Genomic DNA, 25,124 nt, shown 5'->3' on the forward strand with positions numbered 1-25,124 from the left:
GCAGGTATACCTGGCCAAGATCACATGAAGTCCTTTCATGTGACATCCGAGTGGGGGGTCCACTTTCATGGCTCTTTTCGGTAACGCGCACGCGATCGACCCGGCGCAGGCCGCGCAGGACTACGCCCGGCTGCTGGGCCAGGGGGAGCAGGTGCACGCCGCCTACCTGCTGATCCGTGACACCATCCTGTTCACCGACCGACGGCTGATCCTGGTCGACAAGCAGGGCATCACCGGCAAGAAGGTGGAGTACCACTCCATCCCGTACCGCAGCATCACCCACTTCGCGGTGGAGACCGCCGGCACCTTCGACCTCGACGCCGAGCTGAAGATCTGGCTCTCGGGCAGCCAGATGCCGATCACCAAGACCTTCACCAAGGGCGTCGACATCTACGAGGTGCAGGCCATCCTCACCCAGTTCGTGGCGCGGTAGCCGAGCCTGGAACACCGCCCGTACCGCAGGTAGCTCCGGCCGCCGCTGTCCCTCCGGGAGATGCCCCGGAGGGACAGTCGGCGCTCCATGCCCACCCTGCAACCCTCACGCACGCCGCCACTCGGGTTGATATATTGACTGAGAACGTATATCAGCCCGGCCGCCAGGAGGTCACATGTCCAGGACCCTCGTCGACATCGACGACGACATGCTGGCCTTCGCTCAGCAGCAGCTCGGGACCAAGACCAAGCGGGAGACCATCAACCGCGCGCTGACCATAGCGGCAGCGATCAGCGCGGACGACCGAGCCCGGGCGCTGCGCTGGCTCCAGGAGAACGCCAACGCGTTCCTCGACTTCGACGTCCTCGAAGAACGGGAACGCTCCGGGCTGTGACGTACCTCGCCGATACTTCCGCCGTCTGGAGACTGCTGCGCGGCCACCTCGGTGCGCCCTGGCCCGACCGCGTGGCGCGAGGTCTCGTCGCCATCTGCCCACCGGTCGAGGCCGAGTTGATGCCCGGGCTGCGAGCCGACCGCGATTACGAGCCGTTCTTCACCATGCTCGGCCAGACCTTCGGCTGGGTCCCGGCGCTCGATGACCCCTGGCCGAAGATCATCGCCGTACAGAGAGATCTGGTGCGCATCGGACACCATCGCGGGCCCTCGCCCATGGACATCCTGATCGCGCTCACCGCCGAACATCACCGCCTGACCCTGGTCCACGTGGACGACGACTTCGCCGCCGTGGCGAAGGTCCGGCCCGGCCTGGCCATGACCCGGGCACAGCCCCGGACGGGATGAGCCGGAAGCCGGGCGGCACCCGAACCCGTCAGCTCCCCGACGCGTACGTTACGAAGTCCGCCCACGCCTCCTGCCCAAGCGCGAGGCGGGGGCCGGCGTCGCGGTACTTGGAGTCGCGGACGTGGACGGTGCCGGGACCGGCCGCCACCTCGACGCAGGAGTCGCCGTCGGGGCCGTCACTGTAGCTGCTCTTGAACCACGCCAACTCGGAGGCGTCACCGGCAGTGAGCTTGCGGATCATGTTTCTCCCAGCAGTCGTTCGATGAGGGCCAACGACTCTTCTGGGCGAAGAGCCTGAGCCCGGATGGTTCCATACCGCAGCTCAAGGATGCGCAGCTCCCTCAAGTCCGAGACCGGGCGACCGTTGAACGCTCCATCGGAGCGCCCGACAGCACTGCCGTCCTCGAACTTGAGCAACTCGATCCTCCCGCTCATACCAGGGTGCGGCGGGCTGTCCAGCGGCATCACCTGAAGCGTGACGTTGGGCAACCGCCCCATCTCCAGCAGACGTTCGAACTGCTGTCGCCGCACCATTGTGCCTCCAACCCTGCGGTGCAGCGTCGCCTCTTCCAGGACGAATGCGAGGGCGGGAGCGGGCGAGCGCTCGTAGATCGACTGGCGGGCCATCCGAGCGGCCACACGTCGCTCCAAGTCCTCAGGCGAGTAGGCAGGCAGCCACGATTGCAGCAGTGCCCGCGCGTGCTCGGGCGTCTGCAACAGACCGGGGATGCTGCTGCACACGTACACCCCGATCTCGACCGCCTTCTCCTCCATCTTCGCCAAGTCCCGCACCTTCTTCGGATACCGGACCCTCTTGACGTCCTCCCAAGCCGCCGCGATCAGCCCGCCCGCGTCCAGCACCTCGTCGGACCTGTCCAGGTACTCCTGCCGCGGAATCCGCTTCCCGCCCTCGATCTTGTAGACCAGGTCCTCGCCGTATCCGACGGCCTTGGCGAAGTCGGCGACCTGCATCCCCACCGCTTCCCTCCGCAGCCTCAGCTGCCGCCCCACGGTGGCGATGACCGCGACGCCCCAGTCGTCGTCCGGGTCCACCTCCCATCCCGGCTCGTCAGCCTCGGTCCTGAGCCGAACCTCGCCGTCCACCGACATGCGCGCGCCCCTCCGTCGTACCGCCTCGTACCAGTCACGCCCTACCCGTACACACCGCCCCGACAAGCCCGGACACCACCGGACAAGCACCGGACAGTCACCGTACGCAACCAGGACGTCACTCCCCACGGTAGGCGCTTCCAGCCACGCTGAGTGACGTGAATCGGCAACTCCCCCAATCCGGCAGCCCCATCCGCGACTTCAGCGTTCTGCTGTCCCCCACACCCCGGGGCGCCCGCCTCGCACGCCTGCTCGCCACGGAACAACTGCCGCCCTCGCCGACCGCTGGGGAGTGACCCAGGGCCTGCCTCCACGCAAGACAGTGTGGGCGGAGTGCACCATGCACCGCATGTGAACAAGCTGTCACAGCAAGTGAGTTCACTCGATAGCATCGAGATGTGACGCACCCGTTGGGTGCGTCCTCCCTTCACTCCGGGCCCCACCCTCGTCGGGGCCCGGCCCGACGAGAGCGGTCCCGGGACCTTGTGTAAGGCCGCCTCACGTCGAAGGGAGGACGCCACCCACATGGGAAGTCACAAGGAGCAGAAACCGACTCTCGTCATGCGGCTGATCCGGCTCCTGCCGGAGCGGGCGGCGAGGCACGCGAGGAGGTGGCTGCTCTGGTGGCTCAGCAAGTAGCCGGATGTCCCCTGACAAGGCGGGGACATCCGACACGCTCTTGCTGAGCCGGGGCCTCCGCACGGATAACCGGTCCGGGCGGGGGCCCTACCTGTCTCCCAGTACAGCACAGCGGACGCCGGACCGGCACCCGGACTCCACAGACCCCACGACCGGACCCTGACGCCCCGCACTCCGGTCCGACCTGCGCTCCCTATGCACCACCCACTGGGGAGAAAGCACCCCACCAAGCCCCACCCCTCCCTCCCGCCGGGCAAACTCACTCCCGCGAGTGAATATGCCCAACTCGGCTGGATTCGGGTCCGGTTGCCTGCCTTACGCTCACCGAAGCAAGATCCGACCGCAGACATGCGACGGCCCCCGCCGGGACTAGCGATCCCAGTGCGGGGGCCTGACCACCGAGGAAGTTAGGCCCTTCCTGATGGACACCGAAAACCCTAGCGCGCCCGCACGCGCCCAGTCCCGTATCCCGGGCAAAAACCACCCGCCCGCGCGGCCGCACGCCGGCGTGGTCCACGACAACGTCCGCCACACCGAGAGCTTCACGGTGATCGGCAACCACCTCCTCCAGCACCAGGAACTGTCCCTGCTCGCCATCGGACTGGCCTGCTACATCCAGTCGGTGCGACAGGGCACCGCCGTCGACATCAAGACCCTCGCCGACCGCTTCCCCGAGGGCCCCACCCGTATCGCCGCCGCCCTGCGCGAGCTGGAAGCCCACGGCTACCTCCGCCGCACCCGCGAACGCACCCCCACCGGCCGGATCGTCACCCGCACGGTCTCCTGCAACAGGCCAGGCCACCGCGCCGCCCGGGAGACGCCCTCCCGCAGGCCCGCCCGGCGTACGGCCCCCGACGAGCCCGCGCCCCGCAAGCGCCTCCCCGCCGTCCCCCAGCCGTCGTGCCCCTCGCCCACCCTGCTCCAGGCGGCCGTCGACGTCCTCGCCGGCCTGCGCCGCCACGACCCCCGCCTGCTGCTGTCCGCCCCCGACGCCGAACACCTCGCGCCGGGCGTCGCCGCCTGGCTGGAACGCGACCTCACCCCCAGCGCCGTACGCCACGCGCTGACCGAGAACCTGCCGAACGAACCCCTCATCCGCCCGGCCGCGCTCCTGGCCCACCGCCTGGCCGCCCAGTTGCCACCCCCGCCACCGTTCCGGCCCCCGGCCTCACCGGCCCCCGAGCCCCGCCACCCCCTCCAGACCTGCGACGGCTGCGACCGCGCCTTCCGGGCGCCTGCCCCCGGCCGCTGCCGCGACTGCCGAACCGATCTCCCGGAGGCCGCCTAGCATGGACGGGACGATCCTTGCCCCTGGGCACAGACGACGAGGAGCGAGCGCCATGACCATCGCCCCGGACGACGCGCGGCAGGGCGCCTCCCACCTCTACCGGGCCATGCGCGACTTCGTGGAGTCCACGGACGGCACCCTCCCCGGCAAGTTCGAGATCACCAAGGAAGGGATCGTTCACGACATGATGTCGCCGGGAGGGCCTCATGAGGTCACAGCCGCGCACGTCAGCCGCCGCTTGGAGAGGGTCATGCCGGACGAGCTGCTGGCCCACAACGGCACGCCTGATGTGGAAGACGAGCCTGAGGGCATCATGCGGCACCCCGATGTGATGGTGATCGCATGGACGGACCTGAATGTCGAAGGCTCCATCGACCCTCACACTGTCATCGCCGCCATCGAGATCGTGTCCAGGTCCAACCCGGACAACGACTGGGTCACCAAGATGCGCGACTACCCCCTGATGGGCATCCCCGTCTACGCGGTCTTCGACCCCCGCACAGGCACCGGCGCCGTCTTCACGGACATCCACCCCACCCCCGCCGGCCCCCGCTACGCCACCCGCAAGGACTTCGTCTACGGCGAGGACGTCACCATCGCCGACTGGACCATCTCCACCGACGGCCTGCCGCTGTACGAGAAGGGAACCGGCGAGCCGGCCCGCTGACACGCGTGACCTCCAGGTGATCTCCCCGCGATAGCATCCGGCCACTTGTGCGAGGGCAGGAAGCCCTCGCGGGGAGGGACCTCACGTGGGCAGACACGCCCTGGGACGGGGCGGTCTGGCCGCCGCCGTCTCCTCGCTCGCCGTGGCCGTCGCGGCCGCGTCCGTCGCCGTCCTCACCGGGGGCGGCGACACGGCCCGGGCCACCGGCGCCTCGGCCGCCACCACCGAGATCACACTGACCGACCCCGCCTCCGCCACGCCGCGGCTCGACCGCACGTACGTGACCGGCGCGGACGGCTTCCTGCACCGGCAGGCCGGAATGCCGGGGCTGCTGTGGACGGACTACTCGGACGGCACCACCGTCACCGCGAAGAACGCCGACGGCAGCGTCTACACGCCCGGCACGGGCTGCACGGCCATCGGCTCGGAGTGCCGTACGGCCTGGTACGGCTCGGACAGCGACCTGGTCGCGCTGCCCGCCGACACCAGCGCCGCCTCGGTCGTCCTGTGGGACCCGGCGACGGACAAGCGGACCAAGGTGGTCTTCGGCAAGACCAGCCACTACTACCGGGCCCTGGCCGGGAACACGATCGTCACCGGCTACACCCTCGTCGACCTCGTCGACGGCGAGCGCCGCGAGCGGCCGATCACCGGTGAGTTCGCGAACATCCAGAGCGACCAGATCGTCGCCGCGGACTCCGCCGGCGTGCTGTGGAAGCGCGGCAGCGACGTCCTGTACATCGACACCGCGACAGCCGTGAACAGCACGGTGTTCACCGACGCCACCTACGCCACGCACTACGTGATGAGCGAGGACCGGATCGGCTGGTACCAGTCCGGGACCGCCGAACTGCACCTGAGGCCGCGCGCCGACCTCACCGCCGAGGAGCAGGTCGTCAGCCTCCCGCACCCGGGTGAGCTGGACGGCGACCCGGTGCTGGTCGGCGACTGGCTGCTGCTGCCGCTCGCCACCAATACGGCCGGCTCCGAGCTGGTCGCGGTCTCCCTGACCGACGGCTCCACGCAGACGCTGCTGCCGTACGCCGGGGCGTACGCGACCCCCGCCCGCGGCGACGCCGCCTTCGTCACCGGCGGCACCGGCGCCGACGACTGGTGGGTGCGGCGGGTGACCCAGGCCGAGGACGGCTCCCTGGCGCTGGAGAAGGTGTACCAGGTCCCGGCGACGGAGAACGCGAAGACGGGTCTCGCGCTGGTCCGGGGCAGTCTGCGCGTCGCGGAGAAGAACCCGGCCGACGCGGGCACCGACACCACGTCCCTGCGCACCCTCACCACCGACGGCTCCACCACGCTCACCGCGTCCGCGGCCACGGCCTCCACGCCGGTGTACTCCGCCGTGTGCCCGTACCCGGGCGCCGACTGCGCCGCGCTGTACGGCAACACCGGCTCGGAGCCCGGCGCGGACGTCCACCTGCGCTCGGTCCGGTCCGAGACCGAGCAGAACACGGACCGCCTGGTCGCCCTCGGCCACCAGAACCTGGAGTTCGGCACCACCGGCGGCTCGATCGTCGACGTCTCCGACGACTACGTGGTCTACGACTCGGGCGGCGCGACGCCCGCGCAGTACGTCGGCGAGTTCGGCCAGGGCCAGAAGCTCAAGCGCACGGTCCGCGCCGCCGCCCTGAACGGCTCCACCCTGTGGAGCGCCACCACCACCGCCGGGAAGCTCACCTCGTACAGCCTCACCGAGGACAAGACCCTCGCCACGGTCACCGTCCCCGGCCTCGCCTGCGTGCCGAGCGAGCTCCAGGCGGCGGGCCGCTGGGTGTACTGGGCCTGCGGCACCGCCTCGGCGGGCGTCTACGACACCAAGGCCGGTACGTCCACCGCGGTCGCCCCCGGTGACGTGCTGCTCGGCGACGGCTTCACCGTCCGGCACGACCACGACGCGGACACCCTGGTCCTCACCGAGGCCGCCGGCGGCGCCACCCGCGTGATCGCCTCCGGGCTGCCGGACGCGGGGCTCGCCGTGGACCGCCGCTACCGCTGGACCGTCGACGAGTACACCGGCCTGGTCGCCTGGACCGACCTGTACGAGCGCGTCCACGTCGCCACCACCGGCGTCGCCCCGTCGGCGCCGACCATTTCCCGGAGCGAGGCCGGCCAGTACGCCGACCCGTCCTACCCGGAGCCCTGGTGGGGCACCTGGCTGGCCTCCCGGCCGGTCGGCTCCTGGTCGCTGACCTTCACCTCGGTGCAGAGCGGCCCGACCGGCAAGGCCACCCGCACCGTCACCGGCGGCGCCTCCTCCGGCTGGCTGTCGGCGAGCTGGAACGGCAAGACGTCGGGCGGCGGCCACTTCCCCAACGGCACCTTCACCTGGACCCTGAAGGCCACCGGCCTCGGCACCACCACGGTGTCCACCCTGGCCACCGGCAAGGGGTACCTGGAGCACGGCGCGGCGGTCCGCCACGACTACGCCAGCGTCGACGGCCCCGACGGCCGCGGCGACCTGCTCACCCTCAACTCCTCCGGCGGGCTGACCTACCAGCACGGCACCGGCACCGGGAGGTTCGGCAGCAAGACCACCGGCACCGGCTGGCCGACGACCGCGCGGTTCATCCCCGTCGGCGACCTGAGCGGCGACCGCTGCAACGACGTCCTGGTCCGCTACAGCAGCGGCGCCCTGCGGCTGTACAAGCCGGGCTGCAACGCCGCGCTGAAGCCGTCCACGTCGTACACCACGCTCGCGAGCAGCGGCTGGACCCAGTACGACCTGCTCACCTCGCCCGGCGACGTGAGCGGTGACGGCCGCCCGGACCTGGTCGTCCGCAACGCCTCCACCGGCACGGTCTACCTCTGCAAGGGCACCAGCACGGGCAAGCTGTCCGCCCGCGTGAAGCTGTACCACGACTGGAGGGGCTACAAGAAGATCATCGGCGCCGGCGACCTGAACGGCGACGGCATCGGCGACCTGCTCGCCCAGGACAAGGCCAATACCCTCTACCGCTACAACGGCAAGGGCGACGGCACCTTCGCCGCCCGCGTGAAGCTGTTCGGCGACTGGGGCGGCTCCTACAACGCCGTCGTCGGCGTCGGCGACCTCACCGACGACGGCAAGGCCGACCTGGTCTCCCGCGACACCAGCGGCAACGTCTGGCGCAACAGCGGCGACGGCAAGGGCTCGTTCGGCTCCCGGGTGAAGATCGCGACGGGCTGGAGCGGCTACAAGGCGCTGTCCTGACACCCCTCCCGGCACCGAGCCGGAAAAGCCGAAGGGCGCCCGGGAGAACCCGGGCGCCCTTCGCGCTACGGCCGCCTACTTCGGCTGCGGCTTGCGCACCGACAGGTGCAGCTCCTTCAGCCGCGCCTCCTCCAGCTCGGTCGGCGCGCCCATCATCAGGTCCTGGGCGTTGCCGTTGAGCGGGAAGGCGATGGTCTCGCGGATGTTCGGCTCGTCCGCGAGGAGCATGACGATGCGGTCGACGCCGGGGGCGATACCGCCGTGCGGCGGGGCGCCGAAGCGGAACGCGCGCAGCATGCCCGCGAACTTCTCCTCGACGGTCTCGCGGTCGTAGCCGGCGATCTCGAAGGCCTTCAGCATGATCTCCGGCTCGTGGTTCCGGATCGCGCCGGAGGACAGCTCGACGCCGTTGCAGACGATGTCGTACTGCCAGCCCAGGATGTCCAGCGGGTCCTGGGTCTCCAGGGCCTCCAGGCCGCCCTGCGGCATGGAGAACGGGTTGTGCGAGAAGTCGATCGCGCCGGTCTCCTCGTCCTTCTCGTACATCGGGAAGTCGACGATCCAGCAGAAGCGGAAGACGTTCTCCTCGAAGTGCCCGGCGCGCTTGGCGGCCTCGACCCGCACCGCGCCCATGATCTTCGAGACCTCGTCGAACTCGCCCGCGCCGAAGAACACGGCGTGCCCGGCCTCCAGGCCGAGGCGCTCGGTGAGGACCTTGACGTTCTCCTCGGTGAGGAACTTGGCGATCGGGCCGGACAGCTGGCCGTCCTCGCCGACGCGCACCCAGGCCAGGCCCTTGGCGCCGAGCGTGATCGCGAACTCGCCGAGCTGGTCGAAGAACTTGCGGGGCTGGTCCTGGACGGCCGGGACCGGCAGCGCGCGCACGTGCTTGCCGGCGAACGCCTTGAATTCGGACGCCTCGAAGACGTCGGTGATGTCGACCAGCTCCAGCTGGGCGCGCAGGTCCGGCTTGTCGGAGCCGTACTTCAGCATCGCCTCGCGGAACGGGATCCGCGGGAACGGCGAGGTGACGTGGCGGCCGCCGCCGAACTCCTCGAACAGCTCGGTCATCAGCTGCTCGATCGGACGGAAGACGTCCTCCTGCTCGACGAAGCTCATCTCGACGTCGAGCTGGTAGAACTCGCCCGGCGAGCGGTCGGCGCGGGCGTCCTCGTCGCGGAAGCAGGGGGCGATCTGGAAGTACCGGTCGAAGCCGGAGATCATCAGCAGCTGCTTGAACTGCTGCGGGGCCTGCGGCAGGGCGTAGAACTTGCCCGGGTGCAGACGGGAGGGGACGACGAAGTCGCGGGCGCCCTCGGGGGAGGTCGCGGACAGGATCGGCGTCGCCATCTCGTTGAAGCCCAGCGCCGTCATCTTGTGCCGGATGGCGGAGATGACCGCCGTACGCAGCATGATGTTGCGGTGCATGCGCTCGCGGCGCAGGTCGAGGAAGCGGTACTCGAGGCGGCGCTCCTCGTTGACGCCGTCCTCGGTGTTGATGGTGAAGGGCAGCGGGGCGGCGGCGCCGAGCAGCTCGACCTCGCCGACCTCGACCTCGATCTCACCGGTGGGCAGGTCCGGGTTCACGTTCTCGGTTCCACGTGAAACAACCTTGCCGTCCACTCGGACCGTGGACTCCTTGGAGACCTTGTCCAGCGCCTCGTAGGCGGACGTGCCGGGTCGGGCGACCAGCTGCGTGATGCCGTAGTGGTCGCGCAGATCGATGAAGAGGATGCCGCCCAGGTCGCGCCGATTGTGCAGCCAGCCACTCAGCCGGACGTCGGTGCCGACGTCAGAGGCGCGGAGCTCGCCGCAGGTGTGGGACCTGTACCGATGCATCGTCGTTCATCCAGTCTTCGCGGATCGGGAATCTCCGGGGCCCGGTGCCCGGACTTCCCCAGGGTACCGGCCGCTCCCGGATCGCCCCGCCCCATTACCGGCGTCCCCCTTCGGTGGCATCGTCCGACGGCACCTTCTTAAAGTGGGGCAATGCGTACTGGTGAGCCCCTACCCGCCGTGGGGCAGGTTCTCGCCGCCCTCGCGACCGGCCTGTGGCACTGGGACACGGCCACGAAGCTGGTCAGAGTGGACGGCGAGGCCGCCCGGCTCCTCGGGCTGCCCGACGAGCCGACGACGCTCACGGAGGCCCAGGCCCGGTCCCGGCTGCACCCCGTCGACTGGAACGAGATCGTCAGCGTGGTCGGCCTGGCCACCGCCGAGGGCACGCTCGCCGAGGTGCGGGTGCGGATCATGGACGAGCGGGGGCACGTGGTGCGCACCGTCCGCAGCCGGTCGAAGCCGAGCTTCGACGCGGACCGCCGGGCGTACGTCATGATCGGCACCCTCCAGGAGGTCACCGAGCCCTCGCCGGGCACCCCCGCCGGACGCAACGCGGTCACCGGCGACTGGCGGCGCTCCCGGGAGGCGTTCCTGCTGGACGCGGGCCGGGCGCTGGCCGAGGCACGGTCCACGGCCGAGGTGCTGCGGGTCGCGGCGGGACTGTCGATGCCGGGGTTCTCACCGGACGGGCTGGCCGTGTTCGGCGTGGAGGGCGACCGGCTGACGATCATCGGCCACCACGGGCAGCGGCCCGGCGACGAGGACCCCTTCACGCACATGGCGCTGGACACCGACTATCCGGCGGCGGAGGTCGTGCGCACCGGCCGCGCGGTGTACCTGTCCTCGCCCGAGCAGTACAAGAGCCGCTATCCGCTCACCTGGCCGCTCGCCCAGCAGTTCGACCGCCGGTCGTGGGCGTTCCTGCCGCTGACCGTCGCGGGCCGCACCATGGGCGCCTGGATGGCCGCGTTCACGTATCCCGTGCGGTTCACGCCCGACGAGCGGTCGGTCCTCACCACCGTCGCCCGGATGCTCGCCCAGGCACTCTCCCGGGCTGGCACCGCCGAGAGCGAGCGGGAGCTCACCGACGGGCTCCAGCGCTCCATGCTGCCCACGCTCGGCCCCGAGATACCCGGCATGAACGTGGCCGCCCGCTATGTGCCGACCGGTGGCGGACTCCAGGTCGGCGGCGACTGGTACGACATGATCCCGCTGCCGTCCGGGAGGTTCGCGCTGGTCATCGGCGACGTCCAGGGCCACGACGTGCGCGCGGCCGGCCTGATGGGGCAGCTCCGGATAGCCCTGCGCGCCTACGCCTCCGAGGGCCACCGGCCCGACGCCGTCCTCTCCCGGGCCTCCCGCTTCCTGCACGGCATGTGCTCCGCCGCCGACGACCCCGGCGACCTGCGCTTCGCGACCTGCCTGTACGTCGAGGTCGACCCGCTGTCCGGCGTGTTGGACATCGCCCGCGCCGGGCACCCCGACCCCGCCGTCCGGATGGCCGACGGCACCGTGCTGACGCGGCCCACCGCCGGCGGACTGCCCCTCGGCATCGACCCGGACGCCGACTACCCCACCACCCGGCTCGCCCTGGAACCCGGCGAGACCATGCTCATCTGCACCGACGGCCTCATCGAGACCGGCGGCCACGACCTGGAGAGCGGCTGGAAACGCGTCCGCGCCATCCTGGAGCAGCACGACGGCGACCTCGAAGCCCTCGCCGACTCCCTGGTCCAGGCGGTGCACGGCCCCTCCTCGCACCACACCACCGGCCCGCTCGCCGACCGCCGCGAGGACGACATCGCCGTCCTGCTGCTGTGCCGCAAGGGCGCGGGCTGCGGCTGCGGCTCCGCCGACGGGAACGGCGCGGCCACCGCGCGGCAGCCCGTACGGCGCACCATGCTGACCGTCGCCCAGGCCGAACCGGAGCGGATCGCGGTGGCGCGGCAGCATCTGCGGGAGCTGCTCCACGACTGGGCGTCCGACGACCAGGTCGACTCGGCGGTCCTGCTGCTGTCCGAGATGCTGACCAACGTCCTCGTGCACACCGACACCGACGCGCTGCTGGTCGCCGAGGTGACCGGCGCGGGTGACGGCCGGCGGATGCGGGTGGAGGTCACCGACGTCAGCGACGACCTGCCGCACAAGCGCAGGCCCGGGGAGCTGGCCTCCTCCGGGCGCGGGCTGATGCTCATCGAGCTGCTGGCGCACGAGTGGGGGGTCGACCCGCGCGGCGAGGGCAAGAGCATCTGGTTCGAGATCTACGAGTCCGATGAGTCCGACGAGTCCGACGAGGGCGCCGGGGGCGTCGAGGGTGCCGAGGCGGAGGTGGCGTAACGGGCGCGCAGCTCGTGGACGACACCGAAGGCGGCGGCGGTCAGCGGTACGGCGAGCAGCATCCCCAGGATCCCGGCGACGGACGCGCCGGCGGTGATCGTGAGCATCACCACCGCCGGATGCATCTGGACGGTCCGGCTCTGGATCATCGGCTGGAGCACATGCCCCTCCAGCACCTGCACGGCGAGCACCACCGCCAGCGCCCACAGCGCGATCACGAACCCCCGGTCGGCGAGCGCGACGAGCACGGCGACGGCGCCGGAGAGGAAAGCGCCGAGGTAGGGGATGTACGCGCCGACGAAGACGAGCGCGCCGAGCCCGGCGGCCCCCGGCACCCGCAGCACCAGCAGTCCGACGGTGATGCACAGCGCGTCGATGAGCGCGATCAGCGTGGTCCCGCGCATGAACCCCTCGACGGCCTGGTAGGCGCGCCGCGCCATCGCCTCCAGGGTGTCGGCGGCGGTGTGCGGGGAGAGGGAGCGCAGGGTGCCGGCGGCGAGGTGGGAGTCGCGCAGGAAGAAGAAGACCAGCAGCAGCGCCAGCACGGCCATGGCGATGCTCTCGCCCACCACGCTCACCCCGCTGATCACTCCGGAGGCCGCCGTCCCGCCGAACTTGCCGAGCAGTTCCCGCGCGTTCGACGCGAGGTCGTGCAGCGAGGTCCCGGCCGCCCCGAAGTGCTCGGCGATCCCGCGCGCCGCCTGCCTGAGCGAGCGGACGATCTGGTCGCCGCTGCGGATGAGGGCGGCGACGACGATGTAGACGGCGCCGCCGACCACGGCGACGACCGCGACGCAGGTGAGCCCGGCTGCCACCGAACGGTTGACCCGCGCCTTGACCAGCCGTCGGTGCAACGGCCCGAGCAGCGCCGTCCCGAGCAGGGCGAGCAGCACCGGCACGACGGCCGTACGGAACTCCACACACAGCCGGACCCCGATGTAGCCCACGCCGGCGACGAGCAGCACGACGGCGCACCAGGCGGCGAGCCGGCGCACGGGGTCGGGGAGGAGGTGCACGTCCACCAGCGGATCACGACCGCGCCGGGCTGTCCCGCGCGGACGGCCGACCGGGGGAATGCGCGCCCCTCGTCCGCTGTTGGAGGTGGCAGAAAGTTCAACGCTCAACTAAAGTAGGACGCACGTCGCCCGAGGAGGTAACGACCATGCCCGCAGTGACCGTCGAGAACCCGTTGACGCTGCCCCGCGTAACCGCACCCGCAGACGCCGTGGCACGTCCCGTGCTCACCGTCACCACCGCGCCCAGCGGTTTCGAGGGCGAAGGCTTCCCGGTGCGCCGGGCGTTCGCCGGCATCAACTACCGCCACCTCGACCCGTTCATCATGATGGACCAGATGGGCGAGGTGGAGTACGCGCCGGGCGAGCCCAAGGGCACCCCCTGGCACCCCCACCGCGGCTTCGAGACCGTCACCTACATCATCGACGGCATCTTCGACCACCAGGACAGCCAGGGCGGCGGCGGCACCATCACCAACGGCGACACCCAGTGGATGACCGCGGGCTCGGGCCTCCTCCACATCGAGGCCCCGCCGGAGCACCTGGTCGTCTCCGGCGGTCTCTTCCACGGCCTCCAGCTGTGGGTGAACCTCCCCGCCAAGGACAAGATGATGGCCCCGCGCTACCAGGACATCCGCGCCGGGAACGTCCAGCTGCTCACCTCCCCCGACGGCGGCGCGCTCCTGCGCGTCATCGCCGGAGAACTCGACGGCCACGCGGGCCCCGGCATCACCCACACCCCGATCACGATGATCCACGCGACGCTCGCGCCGGGCGCGGAGATCACCCTCCCGTGGCGGGAGGACTTCAACGGCCTCGCGTACGCCCTCGCGGGCAAGGGCACGGTCGGCGCCGAACACCGCCCGATCCACTCGGGCCAGACGGCGGTCTTCGGCACGGGCTCCTCCCTCACCGTCCGCGCCGACGAGAAGCAGGACTCGCACACCCCGGACCTGGAGGTCGTACTCCTGGGCGGCCGGCCGATCCGCGAGCCCATGGCCCACTACGGCCCGTTCGTCATGAACACCAAGGACGAACTCATGCAGGCGTTCGAGGACTTCCAGAAGGGCCGCCTGGGAACCATCCCCGCGGTCCACGGAATGACGGCGGAGGGCCCGCAGGCCTGAGAAAGCCGATACGGTTACGACAAGGCCCGAAGCCGCAACTTCGCTTTGCGACTTCGGGCCTTTCCCTGTCGGGAACCGCTCCCTACGGCAGCACGTACACCGGCGCCCCGTCAGCGGCACATCCCGCCTGCCGCACGCATCCCCGCTTCAGCAGCATCCGCAGGCAGTCGTGCACACGCTCCAGCGGCAGCCCTGTTCGGGCGGCGATGTCCTCCACCCGGTGACTCGCCTCGCCCCGCACCAACGCGGGCGCCAGATAGGCGGCGACCGCGTGGACGTCCTCGGTGACGACGAGGTTCTTCCGCTTCCAGGTACCGAGGAGGTCCTGCGGGGTCAGGTCCGGGGCGGGTTGCGGCCGGGCCGGGCCCCGGTGACGGAGGGAATCGGCGATGTCGCGGAGGCTGTGGCTGATGTCCGTCAGCAGACCGGTCTGCTCCTTCTGGAAGCCGAGCAGCAGCTCGTCCGCGCGCATGTTCCGCTCTTCGAGCCGGACGATCGCGTCGGCGACCTGTTGCGGCATGACGTAGGCGGTGCCGCCGGTGGGTGCGGGTTGCACGGGAGCCGGTTCGAGGGTGTAGGAGCCGTCGCGCTGGATGGTGGCGATGACGTCGCAGACCCAGGCCTTGAAGGGCTCACACTCTGGCTTGGTGCAGCCGTTGACCAAGCGGATCAGACCTTGGAGATTGACGAGATTCATGTCTCGTCGCCACTCTCGACCTGCGGGAACGCTGAGAGAGTAACTTCCAGTTACTGTCTCGAGAAAGTCTCGGTGCTCTTCTGGGACATGGTCCTGCAGTGCCTTGCGCGAGTTCATGTACCCCAGGTGCTTGCACACGTCCACAGCAGGGAACCAGTGCGTCCCGTCCGGCATGGTCAGCCTTCGCAGCCGCGCCCCGGTAGCCACGAACACGAAGTCGTTGATGTCGATCGCGTCCCGACCCGATGCCGTCGACTCGTCCGACGGCGTGTTGTTCTGCTCGTACATCGAGCATCACCTCCGCCCCGGAAGCTAGGGACTCGGCAAACGGGCGCGCAGGAACAGCACGAATGTTCACCCATTAGGGGACAAAGGCAACGATTCTGCACGGCGGCGGCGGCGACACGACGGCCCGCCGGGACGTCAGCCCCCGTACATCCGCCGCATCGCGAACTCCACCATCTCCCCGACCGCCTTCGCGTCGAAGACGATCCGGTGTTCGCCCTCCATGTCGAGGACGAAGCCGTAGCCGGTGGGGAGGAGGTCGATCACTTCCGCGCCGGTGATGACGAAGTACTTGGACTCCTTGCCCGCGTAGCGGCGCAGCTCCTTCAGCGAGGTGAACATGGGGATCACCGGCTGCTGGGTGTTGTGCAGGGCCAGGAAACCGGGGGTGTCGCCGCGGGGGCAGTAGACCTTGGACGTGGCGAAGATCTGCTGGAAGTCCTCCGCGGTCATCTGCCCGGTGGTGAAGGAGCGCACCGCGTCGGCGAGGGAGGGCGGGGACGGCTCCGGGTACAGCGGCGGCTGCTGGCCGTAGCCCGCCGCGCCGGGCATCTGCTGCTGCGGCGGGGCGTACTGCTGCTGCGCTCCGGCGCTCTGGTCGTAGCCGTACATGCGGGTAAGGGTATCGACCGCCGCAGAGGGCTGAGTCACAGATGGCCGGTTCGGGGTTGCGTCTTATTACTGACGGGTAGCATCATCGTAGCTACTTGTTGGTACGTGAATTAGGTGCGAGGAGCCAGTGCCTCGCCGATCTCTCTCTACGGAGCCGTCGCCATGGGGCACTACAAGTCGAATCTCCGCGACATCGAGTTCAACCTCTTCGAAGTACTCGGGCGCGACAAGCTGTACGGCACCGGCCCGTTCGAGGAGATGGACACCGACACCGCGAAGAGCGTCCTCGAGGAGCTGACGCGCCTCGCGGAGAACGAGCTGGCCGCGTCCTTCACGGACGCCGACCGCAACCCGCCGGTCTTCGACCCGGAGACGAACACCGCGCCGGTCCCGGCGTCCTTCAAGAAGAGCTACCAGGCCTTCATGGACTCCGAGTACTGGCGCCTGGGCCTGCCCGAGGCCATCGGCGGCACGACCGCCCCGCCGTCGCTCATCTGGGCGTACGCGGAGCTGATCCTCGGCTCGAACCCGGCCGTGTGGATGTACTCCTCCGGCCCGGCGTTCGCCGGCATCCTCTTCGACGAGGGCAACGAGGTCCAGAAGCAGATCGCGCAGATCGCCGTCGAGAAGCAGTGGGGATCCACCATGGTCCTCACCGAGCCCGACGCGGGCTCCGACGTCGGCGCCGGCCGCACCAAGGCCGTGCAGCAGGAGGACGGCTCCTGGCACATCGAGGGCGTGAAGCGCTTCATCACGTCCGGTGAGCACGACATGTCGGAGAACATCCTCCACTACGTCCTCGCCCGCCCCGAGGGCGCCGGCCCCGGCACCAAGGGCCTCTCCCTCTTCCTCGTCCCGAAGTACCTCTTCGACTTCGAGACCGGCGAGCTGGGCGAGCGCAACGGCGTCTACGCCACCAACGTCGAGCACAAGATGGGCCTGAAGGCCTCCAACACCTGCGAGATGACGTTCGGCGACCGTCACCCCGCCAAGGGCTGGCTGATCGGCGACAAGCACGACGGCATCCGCCAGATGTTCCGCATCATCGAGTTCGCCCGCATGATGGTCGGCACGAAGGCGATCTCCACGCTGTCCACCGGCTACCTGAACGCGCTGGAGTACGCCAAGGAGCGCGTCCAGGGCCCGGACCTGGCCAACTTCATGGACAAGTCCGCGCCGAAGGTCACCATCACCCACCACCCGGACGTGCGCCGCTCGCTGATGACGCAGAAGGCGTACGCGGAGGGCATGCGCGCGCTCGTCCTCTACACGGCCTCCGTGCAGGACGCCATCGCCGTCAAGGAGGCGAACGGCGAGGACGCCTCCGCCGAGCACGCGCTGAACGATCTGCTCCTGCCGATCGTGAAGGGCTACGGCTCCGAGAAGGGCTACGAGCAGCTCGCCCAGTCGCTGCAGACCTTCGGCGGCTCCGGCTTCCTGCAGGAGTACCCGATCGAGCAGTACATCCGCGACTCCAAGATCGACACCCTGTACGAGGGCACCACGGCCATCCAGGGCCAGGACTTCTTCTTCCGGAAGATCGTCCGCAACCAGGGCGCCGCGCTGAACTCCCTCGCCGAGGACATCAAGAAGTTCCTCGCCCTCGGCACGGGCGGCGAGGCCCTGTCCGGCGCCCGCGAGCACCTGGCGAAGGCGGCCGTCGAGCTGGAGGCGATCGTCGGTCTGATGCTGACCGACCTCGCGGCCACCGAGAAGGACGTCAAGAACATCTACAAGGTGGGTCTGAACACCACCCGCCTGCTGATGGCCTCCGGTGACGTCATCGTCGGCTACCTGCTGCTCAAGGGTGCCGCCGTGGCCGCCGAGAAGCTGGAGTCGGCCCCCGCCAAGGACCAGGCGTTCTACACCGGCAAGATCGCGGCGGCGAAGTTCTTCGCGGCCAGCGTCCTGCCCGGCGTGACCCTGGCCCGCAAGGTCGCCCAGGGCGTCGACCTGGACCTGATGGAGCTGGACGAGGCCGCCTTCTGAGGCACCCCTGAGGGGCACCCCCCGAAAGCATCGCGGAACTCCACACCGTCCTCACGTCAGCCCGCTCCCTTCACCGGGAGCGGGCTTTCGTCCGTCGTTAAGGTGAACCCATGAGCGAACCCCCCCGCTTCGACCGCGGCCACACAGACGACCTGATGTCCTTCCTGGCGGCCGGCCCGTCGCCGTACCACGCGGTGGCGAACACCGCCGAGCGGCTGGAGAAGGCAGGCTTCAGGCAGGTCGCGGAGACGGACGCCTGGGACGGGACGAGCGGCGGCAAGTACGTCCTGCGCGGTGGCGCGATCGTCGCCTGGTACGTCCCCGAGGGCGCCGCCCCCCACACGCCGTTCCGCATCGTCGGCGCCCACACCGACTCCCCCAACCTGCGCGTCAAGCCGCTCCCCGACAGCGGCGCGCACGGCTGGCGCCAGGTGGCCGTGGAGATCTACGGCGGCCCGCTGATGAACTCCTGGCTCGACCGCGACCTGGGCCTGGCCGGCCGGCTCACCCTGCGGGACGGCTCGACCCGCCTGGTGAACGTCGACCGCCCGCTGCTGCGCGTCCCCCAGCTGGCGATCCACCTGGACCGCGCCGTCTCCGCGGACGGCCTGAAGCTCGACAAGCAGCGCCACATGCAGCCCGTCTGGGGACTCGGTGACGACGTCCGCGACGGCGACCTGATCGCCTTCCTCGAGGAGGCCGCCGGGCTGCCCAAGGGCGAGGTGACCGGCTGGGACCTGATGACCCACTCCGTGGAGGCGCCGGCGTACCTCGGCCGGGACCAGGAGCTGGTCGCGGGCCCCCGCATGGACAACCTGCTGTCGGTGCACGCGGGCACGGCGGCGCTCGTCGCGGCGGCGACCGGCCCCGGCGCCGGCGACCTGCCCTGCATTCCGGTGCTGGCCGCCTTCGACCACGAGGAGAACGGCTCCCAGTCGGACACCGGCGCCGACGGGCCGCTGCTCGGCAACGTCCTGGAGCGCTCGGTGTTCGCGCGCGGCGGATCGTTCGAGGACCGGGCGCGCGCCTTCGCCGGCACGGTCTGCCTGTCCTCCGACACCGGCCACGCCGTCCACCCCAACTACGCGGAACGGCACGACCCGACGCACCACCCGCGGATCGACGGCGGACCGCTCCTGAAGGTGAACGTCAACAACCGCTACGCCACGGACGGTTCGGGCCGCGCGGTGTTCGCCGCCGCCTGCGAGAAGGCGGGCGTGCCCTTCCAGTCGTTCGTCTCCAACAACTCCATGCCGTGCGGCACGACGATCGGCCCGATCACCGCCGCCCGGCACGGCATCCGGACCGTCGACATCGGCGTGGCCATCCTGTCGATGCACAGCGCGCGCGAGCTGTGCGGGGCGAAGGACCCGTATCTGCTGGCGAACGCGCTGGTGGCGTTCCTGGAGGGATAGCCCGGCGTGGACGCCGCGCACCGGGGTACCCGACGCGGACGGGAGATCCGGAAACCACCGGACCCCCGGACGACAGGAGGGGACAACTCATGGGCCTCGGCGGATGCATCATCCTCATCGCCGTGGGAGCCATCCTCACGTTCGCGACCGACTGGGACATGGAGGGCGTCAACCTCGACCTGGTCGGGATCATCCTGATGATCGTGGGGCTGATCGGTGTGACGACGTTCAGCAGCATCGCGCGACGCCGGCGGGTGGTGGTGCCACCGACGACACCCGTCGTCGACGAGGAACCCCACCACCACCATCACCGGCGGGACGGCTACAGCGACGGGTACGGCGTGTAACGGAGCACGACGACCGACACTAACGGGGGGAGCGGCGGTTGGCCGGGGACGCGAACGAAAGCGGGCGGCCCGCCCGGGAGTTCATGGCCCTGCCGGGGCGTACGGAGGACCGGCGGGAGCTGTTCTCCCGGTGCCTGGCCGACGTCGTCCGGGTCCTCGGGCTCGGCGTCGCTCCCGGCCCCGGACCCGATGACCGGCGGGTCTGGGAGCGCCGCGTCCGGACGGCACTGCGTGAGGCCTGCCGGAGAGGCATGACCCTCTCCGACGAGGCCTTCGACGTGCTGCTCCGGGCGGCGGTCCACGACCCCGACCCCAGCTTCAACCGGCACTTCCTGGAGCCGGCGCTGAACGCGTTCGGCCGGGTGCGCGTCCAGCGCGCGCTGCTGGCCGGCCTGCGGACGGGCACGCATCCCGAACGGGCGGGAGCCGCGCGGGCCTGGTACTGGTCGGCGCTGCCGCCGAGAATGCCCGGCGTACGGGCGGAGAACCCGGCCGCCGGACCGGCCCCGCCCGACGCCGACCCGGCCGTGGTGGCCGAGTGGAACGAGGCGGCTCTGCGCGAGTTCGTACGCAACGAGGACCTGGACGTCCGGCGCTGCGTCCTTCCCGGCCTGCCACTGCGCAAGTCGGCCTACCCACCGGAGCTGCACGACCTCGTGGACACGGCGGTGGCGACGGCCCGGTCCCACCCGGACGACTACATCCGCCACCGCGTGGAGCACCAGGTGGGCGACTGACGCCCCTGGCCCGCTATTCGGCCAGCGAGTGTCCCGTCGTCGCGTCGACGTGTTCCGGGACCGGGTCGTGGCGGTCGCCGACCGTCAGGGTGCCGGTGGGTTCGAAGAGCAGGATCTCCGTGGGGACGGGCGCGTACGGCTTGTGCTCGGTGCCTCGGGGGACGGTGAAGACGGAGCCCTTGGGCAGGACGACCGTGCGTTCGCCCGCCGGTTCGCGCAGGCCGATGTGGAGTTCGCCGGTCAGGACGAGGAAGAACTCGTCGGTGTGGTCGTGCGTGTGCCACAGGTGCTCGCCCTCGACCTTCGCGACGCGGACGTCGTAGTCGTTGACGGAGGTGACGATGCGGGGGCTCCACTGATCCGTGAAGGACGCGAGGGCCGTGGTCAGCGAGATCGGTTCCATGCGTTCATCGTGCGGGGCTGCGGGCCCCGGGCACGAGTGATAGGAATCGCATGTGCCGCAAGGATCCTCTCAACCACACCGGGTCGCCGTGATCGTCGACGAGGGCACGAACCCCTTCGAGGTGGGCGTCGCGACCGAGCTGTTCGGCCTGCCGCGGCCCGAACTGGGGCTTCCGCGGCCGCTGTACGAGGTGACGCTGTGCGCGCCCGCACCCGAGGTGCGGATGAACCACGGCTTCTTCCGTATGACCGGCGTGCCCGGACTCGACGCGGTGGACGGCGCCGACACCCTCGTCGTCCCCGGCCGGCCGGACAACGTCGTCCCCCGCGCGGAGCCCGTCCTGGACGCCATCCGCCGCGCGCACGCGCGTGGCACCCGCGTCGTCAGCTTCTGCACCGGCAGCTTCGCGCTCGCCGAGGCCGGTCTGCTGGACGGGCGGCGGGCCACCACCCACTGGATGTGGGCGGACGCCTTCCGCGACCTGCACCCCGAGGTACTGCTGGAGCCCGACGTGCTGTTCGTCGACGAGGGCGACGTCCTGACCGCCGCCGGCAGCGCGGCCGCGCTCGACCTGGGACTGCATCTCGTACGACGGGACCATGGCGCCGAGATCGCCAACGCCGTGTCCCGGCGCCTGGTCTTCGCCGCCCACCGCGACGGCGGGCAGCGGCAGTTCGTGGAGCGTCCGGTCCCGGACGTGCCCGACGAGTCGCTGGGACCGCTGCTGGCGTGGGCCCAGGAGCGGCTGGCGGAGCCGCTGACGGTGGCCGGTCTCGCCGCCCGCGCGGCCGTGTCCCCGGCCACCCTGCACCGGCGCTTCCGCGCGCAGCTCGGCACGACGCCGCTCGCCTGGCTGACGGGGGAGCGGGTGGCGCTGGCGTGCCGGCTGATCGAGCGCGGGGAGGAGCGGCTGGACGTCGTGGCCGCGCGGAGCGGCCTCGGGACCGCCGCCAACCTGCGCGTCCGGCTGCGCCGGGAGACCGGGCTCAGCCCCTCGGCCTATCGACGGCGTTTCGGGACGGCCGCCGGGGAAGCGCTGGTGACATGAGATACCTCGTACGCGACCGGCTCCTGGGCTTCGGTGACGACTACTGGATCGAGGACGAGCACGGCGCCAAGCAGTTCCTCGTCGACGGCAAGGCCCTGCGGCTGCGGGACACCTTCGAGCTGAAGGACCCCGACGGACGGGTCCTGATCGACATCCGCGAGAAGATGCTCGCGCTGCGCGACACCATGCTGATCGAGCGGGACGGCGAAGCCCTGGCGACGATCCGCCGCAAGCGGCTGTCCCTGCTGCGCAACCACTATCGGGTGACGCTGGTCGACGGCACGGAACTCGACGTCAGCGGGAAGATCCTCGACCGGGAGTTCGCCGTCGAGTACGACGGTGAGCTGCTCGCCGTGATCTCGCGCCGCGTGCTGCACCTCCGCGACACGTACTGCGTGGACGTGGTCCGCGAGGACGCGGACCCGGCGCTGCTGATCGCGGTGGCGGTGTGCGTGATCGAGCTGGCGGAGAAGCAGGGGGACGACGACCGGGGAGACTGACCTCCACCGTGCCGGCCGGCCGGGCTCAGCGGCGGGGTGTCCCCAGCCCCAGCACCCGGTCCTTGAGCGCCGGGAACTGATCCCGTGTCACCGCGACCTTGGCGGGGTCGAACTCCACCGTGAGGACCTGCTCGCCGGGGCCCGCCTCCGCCAGGACCTCGCCCCAGGGGTCGACCACGATCGAGTGACCGGCCTGGGGAACTCCCGCGTGCGTCCCGGCCGTTCCGCAGGCGAGGACGTACGCCTGGTTCTCCACCGCCCGGGCCCGGGCGAGGAGGGTCCAGTGGGAGCGGCGGCGTTCCGGCCAGCCCGCCGGGATCACCAGCGTCTCCGCCCCGGCGTCCACCAGCCCGCGGAACAGCTCGGGGAAACGGAGGTCGTAGCAGGTGGCGACGCCCAGTGTCGTCCCGGGAAGACGGACCGTCACCAGCTCGCCGCCCGCACCCATCAGCACGGCCTCGCCCTTGTCGAAGCCGAAGCGGTGGATCTTGCGGTAGGCGGCGGCCAGCTCGCCGGAGGGGGAAATGACGAGAGACGTGTTGTAGAGGGTGCCCTCGGGGTCGCGCTCGGGGACGGAGCCGGCGTGCAGCCAGACACCCGCGTCGCTCGCCGCCTCGGCCATCGCCTCGAAGGTCGGTCCGTGCAGGGTCTCCGCCTCGCGGTCGAAGTCCTCGTAGGCGAACGCGCCGGTGGTCCACAGCTCGGGCAGGACGACGAGGTCCGCGCCCGCCTGTTCACGCACCAGGGAGGCCGCTCTGCACCGACGGGCGTCGACCGATTCGCCCTCATCTACGGCGATCTGGATCAGAGAGGCGCGCACACTACCACCGTCCTGGCATTCGAGCCGTCCACTAGGGCGTCCCCACCGGCGTCCACTCAGGCCTACGATCGTCACACGAAAGGCCTGCCGGGGTGCCTGGGAGCAGCGTAACTTAGCGGTTCAAGACACCCGTCGACCGCAGCCGCCACCTCCCACTGGCAACGCCGCCACCACCTGCCCGTGTACCGACCGCCGAGGGGTCCTGTTCCCGTGAGTCTGCATCCCACCCTCCAGCCCTACGCCGACGCCTGGACCCACTCCATCGAAGCGATATCCGAGCTGGTGCAGCCGCTTGTGGAGGCCGACTGGAACCGTCGTACGCCCTGCCCGGGCTGGTCGGTGCGCGACATCGTGTCCCACGTCATCGGCCTGGACTGCGAGATGCTGGGCGATCCGCGGCCCATCCACACCCTGCCCCGCGACCTGTTCCACGTCACCAACGAACACCAGCGGTACATGGAGATGCAGGTCGACGTGCGCCGTCACCACACGGCGCCGGAGATGACCTCGGAGCTGGAGTACACGGTCATCCGCCGCAACCGGCAGCTGCGCAACGAGTCCCGCGACCCGTCGGCGAAGGTGCGCGGCCCGCTCGGCGCGGAGCTGACGCTGGAGCAGTCGATGCGCCGGCACGCGTTCGACGTGTGGGTGCACGAGCAGGACCTGCGCACCGCCCTCGGCCGCCCCGGCAACCTGGACTCGCCGGGTGCGCACGTCGCCCGTGACGTGCTGCTGGCGGCGCTGCCCGACGTGGTCGCGGTCAAGGCGGAGGCGCCGCGCAGCTCCGCGATCGTCTTCGACGTGCACGGGCCCGTGGAGTTCCTGCGCACCATCCGCGTCGACATCCAGGGCCGCGGCACCCTCGAGACCGCGCCCGCGCTCGGCCCCGCCGCCACCCTCACCCTCGACTGGGAGACGTACGTCCGGCTCGCCTGCGGCAGGGTCAGCCCGGAGGCCGCCGCGGACCGGGTGAAGCTGGAGGGCGATCCCGATCTGACCGCGGCGATCCTGCGCCACTTCGCGGTGACGCCGTGACCGTACCCGAGGCGGGCGGCCCGCCCCGGCTGAGCCGGCTGACCTTCCACAACCCGCTCTCCGAGGCCCGCGCGGCCACGCTCGTGGGGCGGTTGTCCGCGCTCTCCCCCGCCACCGTGCTGGACCTGGGCTGCGGCTGGGCCGAGCTGATGCTGCGGGTCCTCGCCGCCGTCCCCGGCGCCACCGGCACCGGTGTCGACATCGACCGCGACGACCTCGACCGGGCCCGCCGCGCGGCACAGAGCCGGAACCTCGCCGATCGGGCGGTGTTCGTCGAGGAGTCCGCCGTGGGCACCCGGCGCGGGCCCGCCGACCTGGTGCTGTGCGTCGGGTCCAGTCAGGCGCTGACCGACGTCCGGCCGCCCGAGCATCTGCCGACGGCGCTGCGCGCCCTGCGCGAACTGGTCGCCGACGACGGGCGGGTGCTGCTCGGCGAGGGCTTCTGGCAGCGGACGCCGACCGCCGCCGAGCTGTCCGGGATGTGGCCGGGCGCCTCGGCCGACGACCACCCCGACCTGGGCACACTGGTCGACCTCGCGATCGAGGCGGGCTTCCGCCCGGAGTACGTGGAGACGGCGACCCAGGAGGAGTGGGAGGAGTTCGAGTCGGCGTACCAGGCGGACGTGGAGGTGTGGCTGGCCCGGCACCCCGGGCATCCGCTGGCGGACGCGACCCGCGAGCGGGTCGACCGGCACCGGTCCCAGTGGCTGCACTACCGGGGTGTGCTGGGCCTGGCCTACCTCACCCTCGTGCCGGTGGCCCGCTGACGGCGCGCGAGGG

The 25,124-nt window shown here is 70.8% G+C and carries 24 protein-coding genes and 1 pseudogene; 17 read left to right on the forward strand and 8 right to left on the reverse strand.

All coding sequences use genetic code 11. The features are described 5' to 3' along the window. The first annotated feature begins 67 nt into the window (after positions 1–67). The 3 genes from AMK31_RS35365 (at position 68) to AMK31_RS35375 (ending at position 1,234) form a co-directional block, all read left to right on the forward strand. Entirely contained in the window at positions 68–433 is a 366-nt protein-coding gene (locus AMK31_RS35365; protein WP_073944848.1) for a PH domain-containing protein, read from the forward strand. 175 nt (positions 434–608) lie between these two features. Continuing rightward, positions 609–827 carry a type II toxin-antitoxin system VapB family antitoxin gene (locus AMK31_RS35370; protein ID WP_073944849.1) on the forward strand — a complete coding sequence of 73 codons (219 nt, stop codon included), beginning with the start codon at positions 609–611 and terminating at the stop codon, positions 825–827. Further along, positions 824–1,234 (forward strand): PIN domain nuclease, encoded by a 411-nt coding sequence (locus tag AMK31_RS35375; RefSeq protein ID WP_073944850.1) that lies wholly within the window; start codon positions 824–826, stop codon positions 1,232–1,234. Before AMK31_RS35370 ends, AMK31_RS35375 begins: the two co-directional genes overlap by 4 nt. A 28-nt stretch (positions 1,235–1,262) precedes the next feature. On the opposite strand, the gene AMK31_RS35380 is transcribed toward AMK31_RS35375, so the two are convergent. Both AMK31_RS35380 and AMK31_RS35385 read right to left on the reverse strand, forming a co-directional pair. Beyond that, complete coding sequence (locus tag AMK31_RS35380; protein ID WP_073944851.1) at positions 1,263–1,475, reverse strand: DUF397 domain-containing protein; 213 nt, start codon at positions 1,473–1,475, stop codon at positions 1,263–1,265. Next, entirely contained in the window at positions 1,472–2,344 is an 873-nt protein-coding gene (locus AMK31_RS35385; RefSeq protein ID WP_073944852.1) for a helix-turn-helix domain-containing protein, read from the reverse strand. The genes AMK31_RS35380 and AMK31_RS35385 overlap by 4 nt, the downstream gene beginning before the upstream one ends. A gap of 149 nt (positions 2,345–2,493) precedes the next feature. Between AMK31_RS35385 and AMK31_RS42490 the strand changes: the two are divergent. From AMK31_RS42490 to AMK31_RS35400, 4 genes and pseudogenes are all read left to right on the forward strand, one after another. Beyond that, positions 2,494–2,613: pseudogene (locus AMK31_RS42490) on the forward strand (ATP-binding protein); the annotation flags it as partial. Positions 2,614–3,404: 791 nt separating this feature from the next. Beyond that, the gene (locus AMK31_RS35390; RefSeq protein ID WP_073944853.1) at positions 3,405–4,271 is read left to right on the forward strand and encodes a helix-turn-helix domain-containing protein; all 867 of its coding nucleotides are present in this window, start codon (positions 3,405–3,407) and stop codon (positions 4,269–4,271) included. Between the two features lie 52 nt (positions 4,272–4,323). Further along, positions 4,324–4,938, forward strand: a complete 615-nt coding sequence (locus AMK31_RS35395) for a Uma2 family endonuclease (RefSeq protein WP_073944854.1) — start codon at positions 4,324–4,326, stop codon at positions 4,936–4,938. Positions 4,939–5,023: 85 nt separating this feature from the next. Then, positions 5,024–8,140: an FG-GAP repeat domain-containing protein gene (locus tag AMK31_RS35400; protein ID WP_107468819.1), complete on the forward strand. Its 3,117-nt coding sequence runs from the start codon at positions 5,024–5,026 to the stop codon at positions 8,138–8,140. A 75-nt stretch (positions 8,141–8,215) separates the two neighbouring features. Here AMK31_RS35400 and aspS read toward each other — a convergent pair whose 3' ends face one another. Then, entirely contained in the window at positions 8,216–9,979 is a 1,764-nt protein-coding gene (aspS, locus tag AMK31_RS35405; RefSeq protein WP_073944856.1) for an aspartate--tRNA ligase, read from the reverse strand. A 150-nt stretch (positions 9,980–10,129) separates the two neighbouring features. Between aspS and AMK31_RS35410 the strand changes: the two genes are divergently transcribed. Continuing rightward, entirely contained in the window at positions 10,130–12,316 is a 2,187-nt protein-coding gene (locus tag AMK31_RS35410) for a SpoIIE family protein phosphatase (RefSeq protein WP_073944857.1), read from the forward strand. Here the strand turns inward: AMK31_RS35410 and AMK31_RS35415 are convergent. Next, complete coding sequence (locus AMK31_RS35415) at positions 12,241–13,332, reverse strand: AI-2E family transporter (RefSeq protein ID WP_073944932.1); 1,092 nt, start codon at positions 13,330–13,332, stop codon at positions 12,241–12,243. The genes AMK31_RS35410 and AMK31_RS35415 overlap by 76 nt on opposite strands. A 146-nt stretch (positions 13,333–13,478) precedes the next feature. On the opposite strand from AMK31_RS35415, the gene AMK31_RS35420 reads away from it, so the two are divergent. Further along, positions 13,479–14,456 (forward strand): pirin family protein, encoded by a 978-nt coding sequence (locus AMK31_RS35420; RefSeq protein WP_073944858.1) that lies wholly within the window; start codon positions 13,479–13,481, stop codon positions 14,454–14,456. A gap of 82 nt (positions 14,457–14,538) precedes the next feature. Here AMK31_RS35420 and AMK31_RS35425 read toward each other — a convergent pair whose 3' ends face one another. Both AMK31_RS35425 and AMK31_RS35430 read right to left on the reverse strand, forming a co-directional pair. Beyond that, positions 14,539–15,441 (reverse strand): BRO-N domain-containing protein, encoded by a 903-nt coding sequence (locus AMK31_RS35425; RefSeq protein WP_073944859.1) that lies wholly within the window; start codon positions 15,439–15,441, stop codon positions 14,539–14,541. Between the two features lie 135 nt (positions 15,442–15,576). Then, positions 15,577–16,050, reverse strand: a complete 474-nt coding sequence (locus AMK31_RS35430; RefSeq protein ID WP_073944860.1) for an SseB family protein — start codon at positions 16,048–16,050, stop codon at positions 15,577–15,579. A gap of 162 nt (positions 16,051–16,212) precedes the next feature. Here AMK31_RS35430 and AMK31_RS35435 point away from each other — a divergent pair, with 162 nt between their 5' ends. From AMK31_RS35435 to AMK31_RS35450, 4 genes are all read left to right on the forward strand, one after another. Then, positions 16,213–18,039, forward strand: coding sequence for an acyl-CoA dehydrogenase (locus tag AMK31_RS35435; protein ID WP_073944861.1), 1,827 nt, complete (start codon positions 16,213–16,215; stop codon positions 18,037–18,039). Between the two features lie 110 nt (positions 18,040–18,149). Further along, entirely contained in the window at positions 18,150–19,454 is a 1,305-nt protein-coding gene (locus AMK31_RS35440) for a M18 family aminopeptidase (RefSeq protein ID WP_073944862.1), read from the forward strand. 89 nt (positions 19,455–19,543) lie between these two features. Beyond that, complete coding sequence (locus tag AMK31_RS35445) at positions 19,544–19,801, forward strand: DUF6458 family protein (protein ID WP_073944863.1); 258 nt, start codon at positions 19,544–19,546, stop codon at positions 19,799–19,801. A gap of 38 nt (positions 19,802–19,839) precedes the next feature. Beyond that, entirely contained in the window at positions 19,840–20,538 is a 699-nt protein-coding gene (locus tag AMK31_RS35450; protein WP_241842831.1) for a hypothetical protein, read from the forward strand. Positions 20,539–20,551: 13 nt separating this feature from the next. Here the strand turns inward: AMK31_RS35450 and AMK31_RS35455 are convergent, their stop codons facing one another. Further along, the gene (locus AMK31_RS35455) at positions 20,552–20,941 is read right to left on the reverse strand and encodes a cupin domain-containing protein (protein WP_073944864.1); all 390 of its coding nucleotides are present in this window, start codon (positions 20,939–20,941) and stop codon (positions 20,552–20,554) included. Positions 20,942–20,993: 52 nt separating this feature from the next. Between AMK31_RS35455 and AMK31_RS35460 the strand changes: the two genes are divergently transcribed. Together AMK31_RS35460 and AMK31_RS35465 are read left to right on the forward strand one after the other, a co-directional pair. Next, the gene (locus AMK31_RS35460) at positions 20,994–21,989 is read left to right on the forward strand and encodes a helix-turn-helix domain-containing protein (protein WP_073944865.1); all 996 of its coding nucleotides are present in this window, start codon (positions 20,994–20,996) and stop codon (positions 21,987–21,989) included. Beyond that, positions 21,986–22,489: an LURP-one-related/scramblase family protein gene (locus tag AMK31_RS35465; protein ID WP_073944866.1), complete on the forward strand. Its 504-nt coding sequence runs from the start codon at positions 21,986–21,988 to the stop codon at positions 22,487–22,489. Before AMK31_RS35460 ends, AMK31_RS35465 begins: the two co-directional genes overlap by 4 nt. 25 nt (positions 22,490–22,514) lie before the next feature. Here AMK31_RS35465 and AMK31_RS35470 read toward each other — a convergent pair whose 3' ends face one another. Further along, positions 22,515–23,309, reverse strand: a complete 795-nt coding sequence (locus tag AMK31_RS35470; RefSeq protein WP_073944867.1) for a carbon-nitrogen family hydrolase — start codon at positions 23,307–23,309, stop codon at positions 22,515–22,517. Positions 23,310–23,519: 210 nt separating this feature from the next. On the opposite strand from AMK31_RS35470, the gene AMK31_RS35475 reads away from it, so the two are divergent. Further along, complete coding sequence (locus tag AMK31_RS35475) at positions 23,520–24,344, forward strand: maleylpyruvate isomerase family mycothiol-dependent enzyme (protein ID WP_073944868.1); 825 nt, start codon at positions 23,520–23,522, stop codon at positions 24,342–24,344. Beyond that, on the forward strand, positions 24,341–25,111 hold the full coding sequence (locus AMK31_RS35480; RefSeq protein ID WP_073944869.1) for an SAM-dependent methyltransferase: 771 nt from the start codon (positions 24,341–24,343) through the stop codon (positions 25,109–25,111). The genes AMK31_RS35475 and AMK31_RS35480 overlap by 4 nt, the downstream gene beginning before the upstream one ends. Positions 25,112–25,124 lie beyond the last annotated feature (13 nt).

The organism is Streptomyces sp. TSRI0107 (genome assembly GCF_001905845.1).
Classification (GTDB): Bacteria; Actinomycetota; Actinomycetes; order Streptomycetales; family Streptomycetaceae; genus Streptomyces.

Coding starts and splice junctions, on each gene's coding strand:
- AMK31_RS35365 (WP_073944848.1), top strand. CDS start 68: ATGGCTCTTTTCGGTAACGCGCACGCGATCGACCCGGCGCAGGCCGCG.
- AMK31_RS35370 (WP_073944849.1), top strand. CDS start 609: ATGTCCAGGACCCTCGTCGACATCGACGACGACATGCTGGCCTTCGCT.
- AMK31_RS35380 (WP_073944851.1), bottom strand. CDS start 1,475: ATGATCCGCAAGCTCACTGCCGGTGACGCCTCCGAGTTGGCGTGGTTC.
- AMK31_RS35385 (WP_073944852.1), bottom strand. CDS start 2,344: ATGTCGGTGGACGGCGAGGTTCGGCTCAGGACCGAGGCTGACGAGCCG.
- AMK31_RS35390 (WP_073944853.1), top strand. CDS start 3,405: ATGGACACCGAAAACCCTAGCGCGCCCGCACGCGCCCAGTCCCGTATC.
- AMK31_RS35395 (WP_073944854.1), top strand. CDS start 4,324: ATGACCATCGCCCCGGACGACGCGCGGCAGGGCGCCTCCCACCTCTAC.
- aspS (WP_073944856.1), bottom strand. CDS start 9,979: ATGCATCGGTACAGGTCCCACACCTGCGGCGAGCTCCGCGCCTCTGAC.
- AMK31_RS35410 (WP_073944857.1), top strand. CDS start 10,130: ATGCGTACTGGTGAGCCCCTACCCGCCGTGGGGCAGGTTCTCGCCGCC.
- AMK31_RS35420 (WP_073944858.1), top strand. CDS start 13,479: ATGCCCGCAGTGACCGTCGAGAACCCGTTGACGCTGCCCCGCGTAACC.
- AMK31_RS35425 (WP_073944859.1), bottom strand. CDS start 15,441: ATGTACGAGCAGAACAACACGCCGTCGGACGAGTCGACGGCATCGGGT.
- AMK31_RS35430 (WP_073944860.1), bottom strand. CDS start 16,050: ATGTACGGCTACGACCAGAGCGCCGGAGCGCAGCAGCAGTACGCCCCG.
- AMK31_RS35435 (WP_073944861.1), top strand. CDS start 16,213: ATGGGGCACTACAAGTCGAATCTCCGCGACATCGAGTTCAACCTCTTC.
- AMK31_RS35440 (WP_073944862.1), top strand. CDS start 18,150: ATGAGCGAACCCCCCCGCTTCGACCGCGGCCACACAGACGACCTGATG.
- AMK31_RS35445 (WP_073944863.1), top strand. CDS start 19,544: ATGGGCCTCGGCGGATGCATCATCCTCATCGCCGTGGGAGCCATCCTC.
- AMK31_RS35455 (WP_073944864.1), bottom strand. CDS start 20,941: ATGGAACCGATCTCGCTGACCACGGCCCTCGCGTCCTTCACGGATCAG.
- AMK31_RS35465 (WP_073944866.1), top strand. CDS start 21,986: ATGAGATACCTCGTACGCGACCGGCTCCTGGGCTTCGGTGACGACTAC.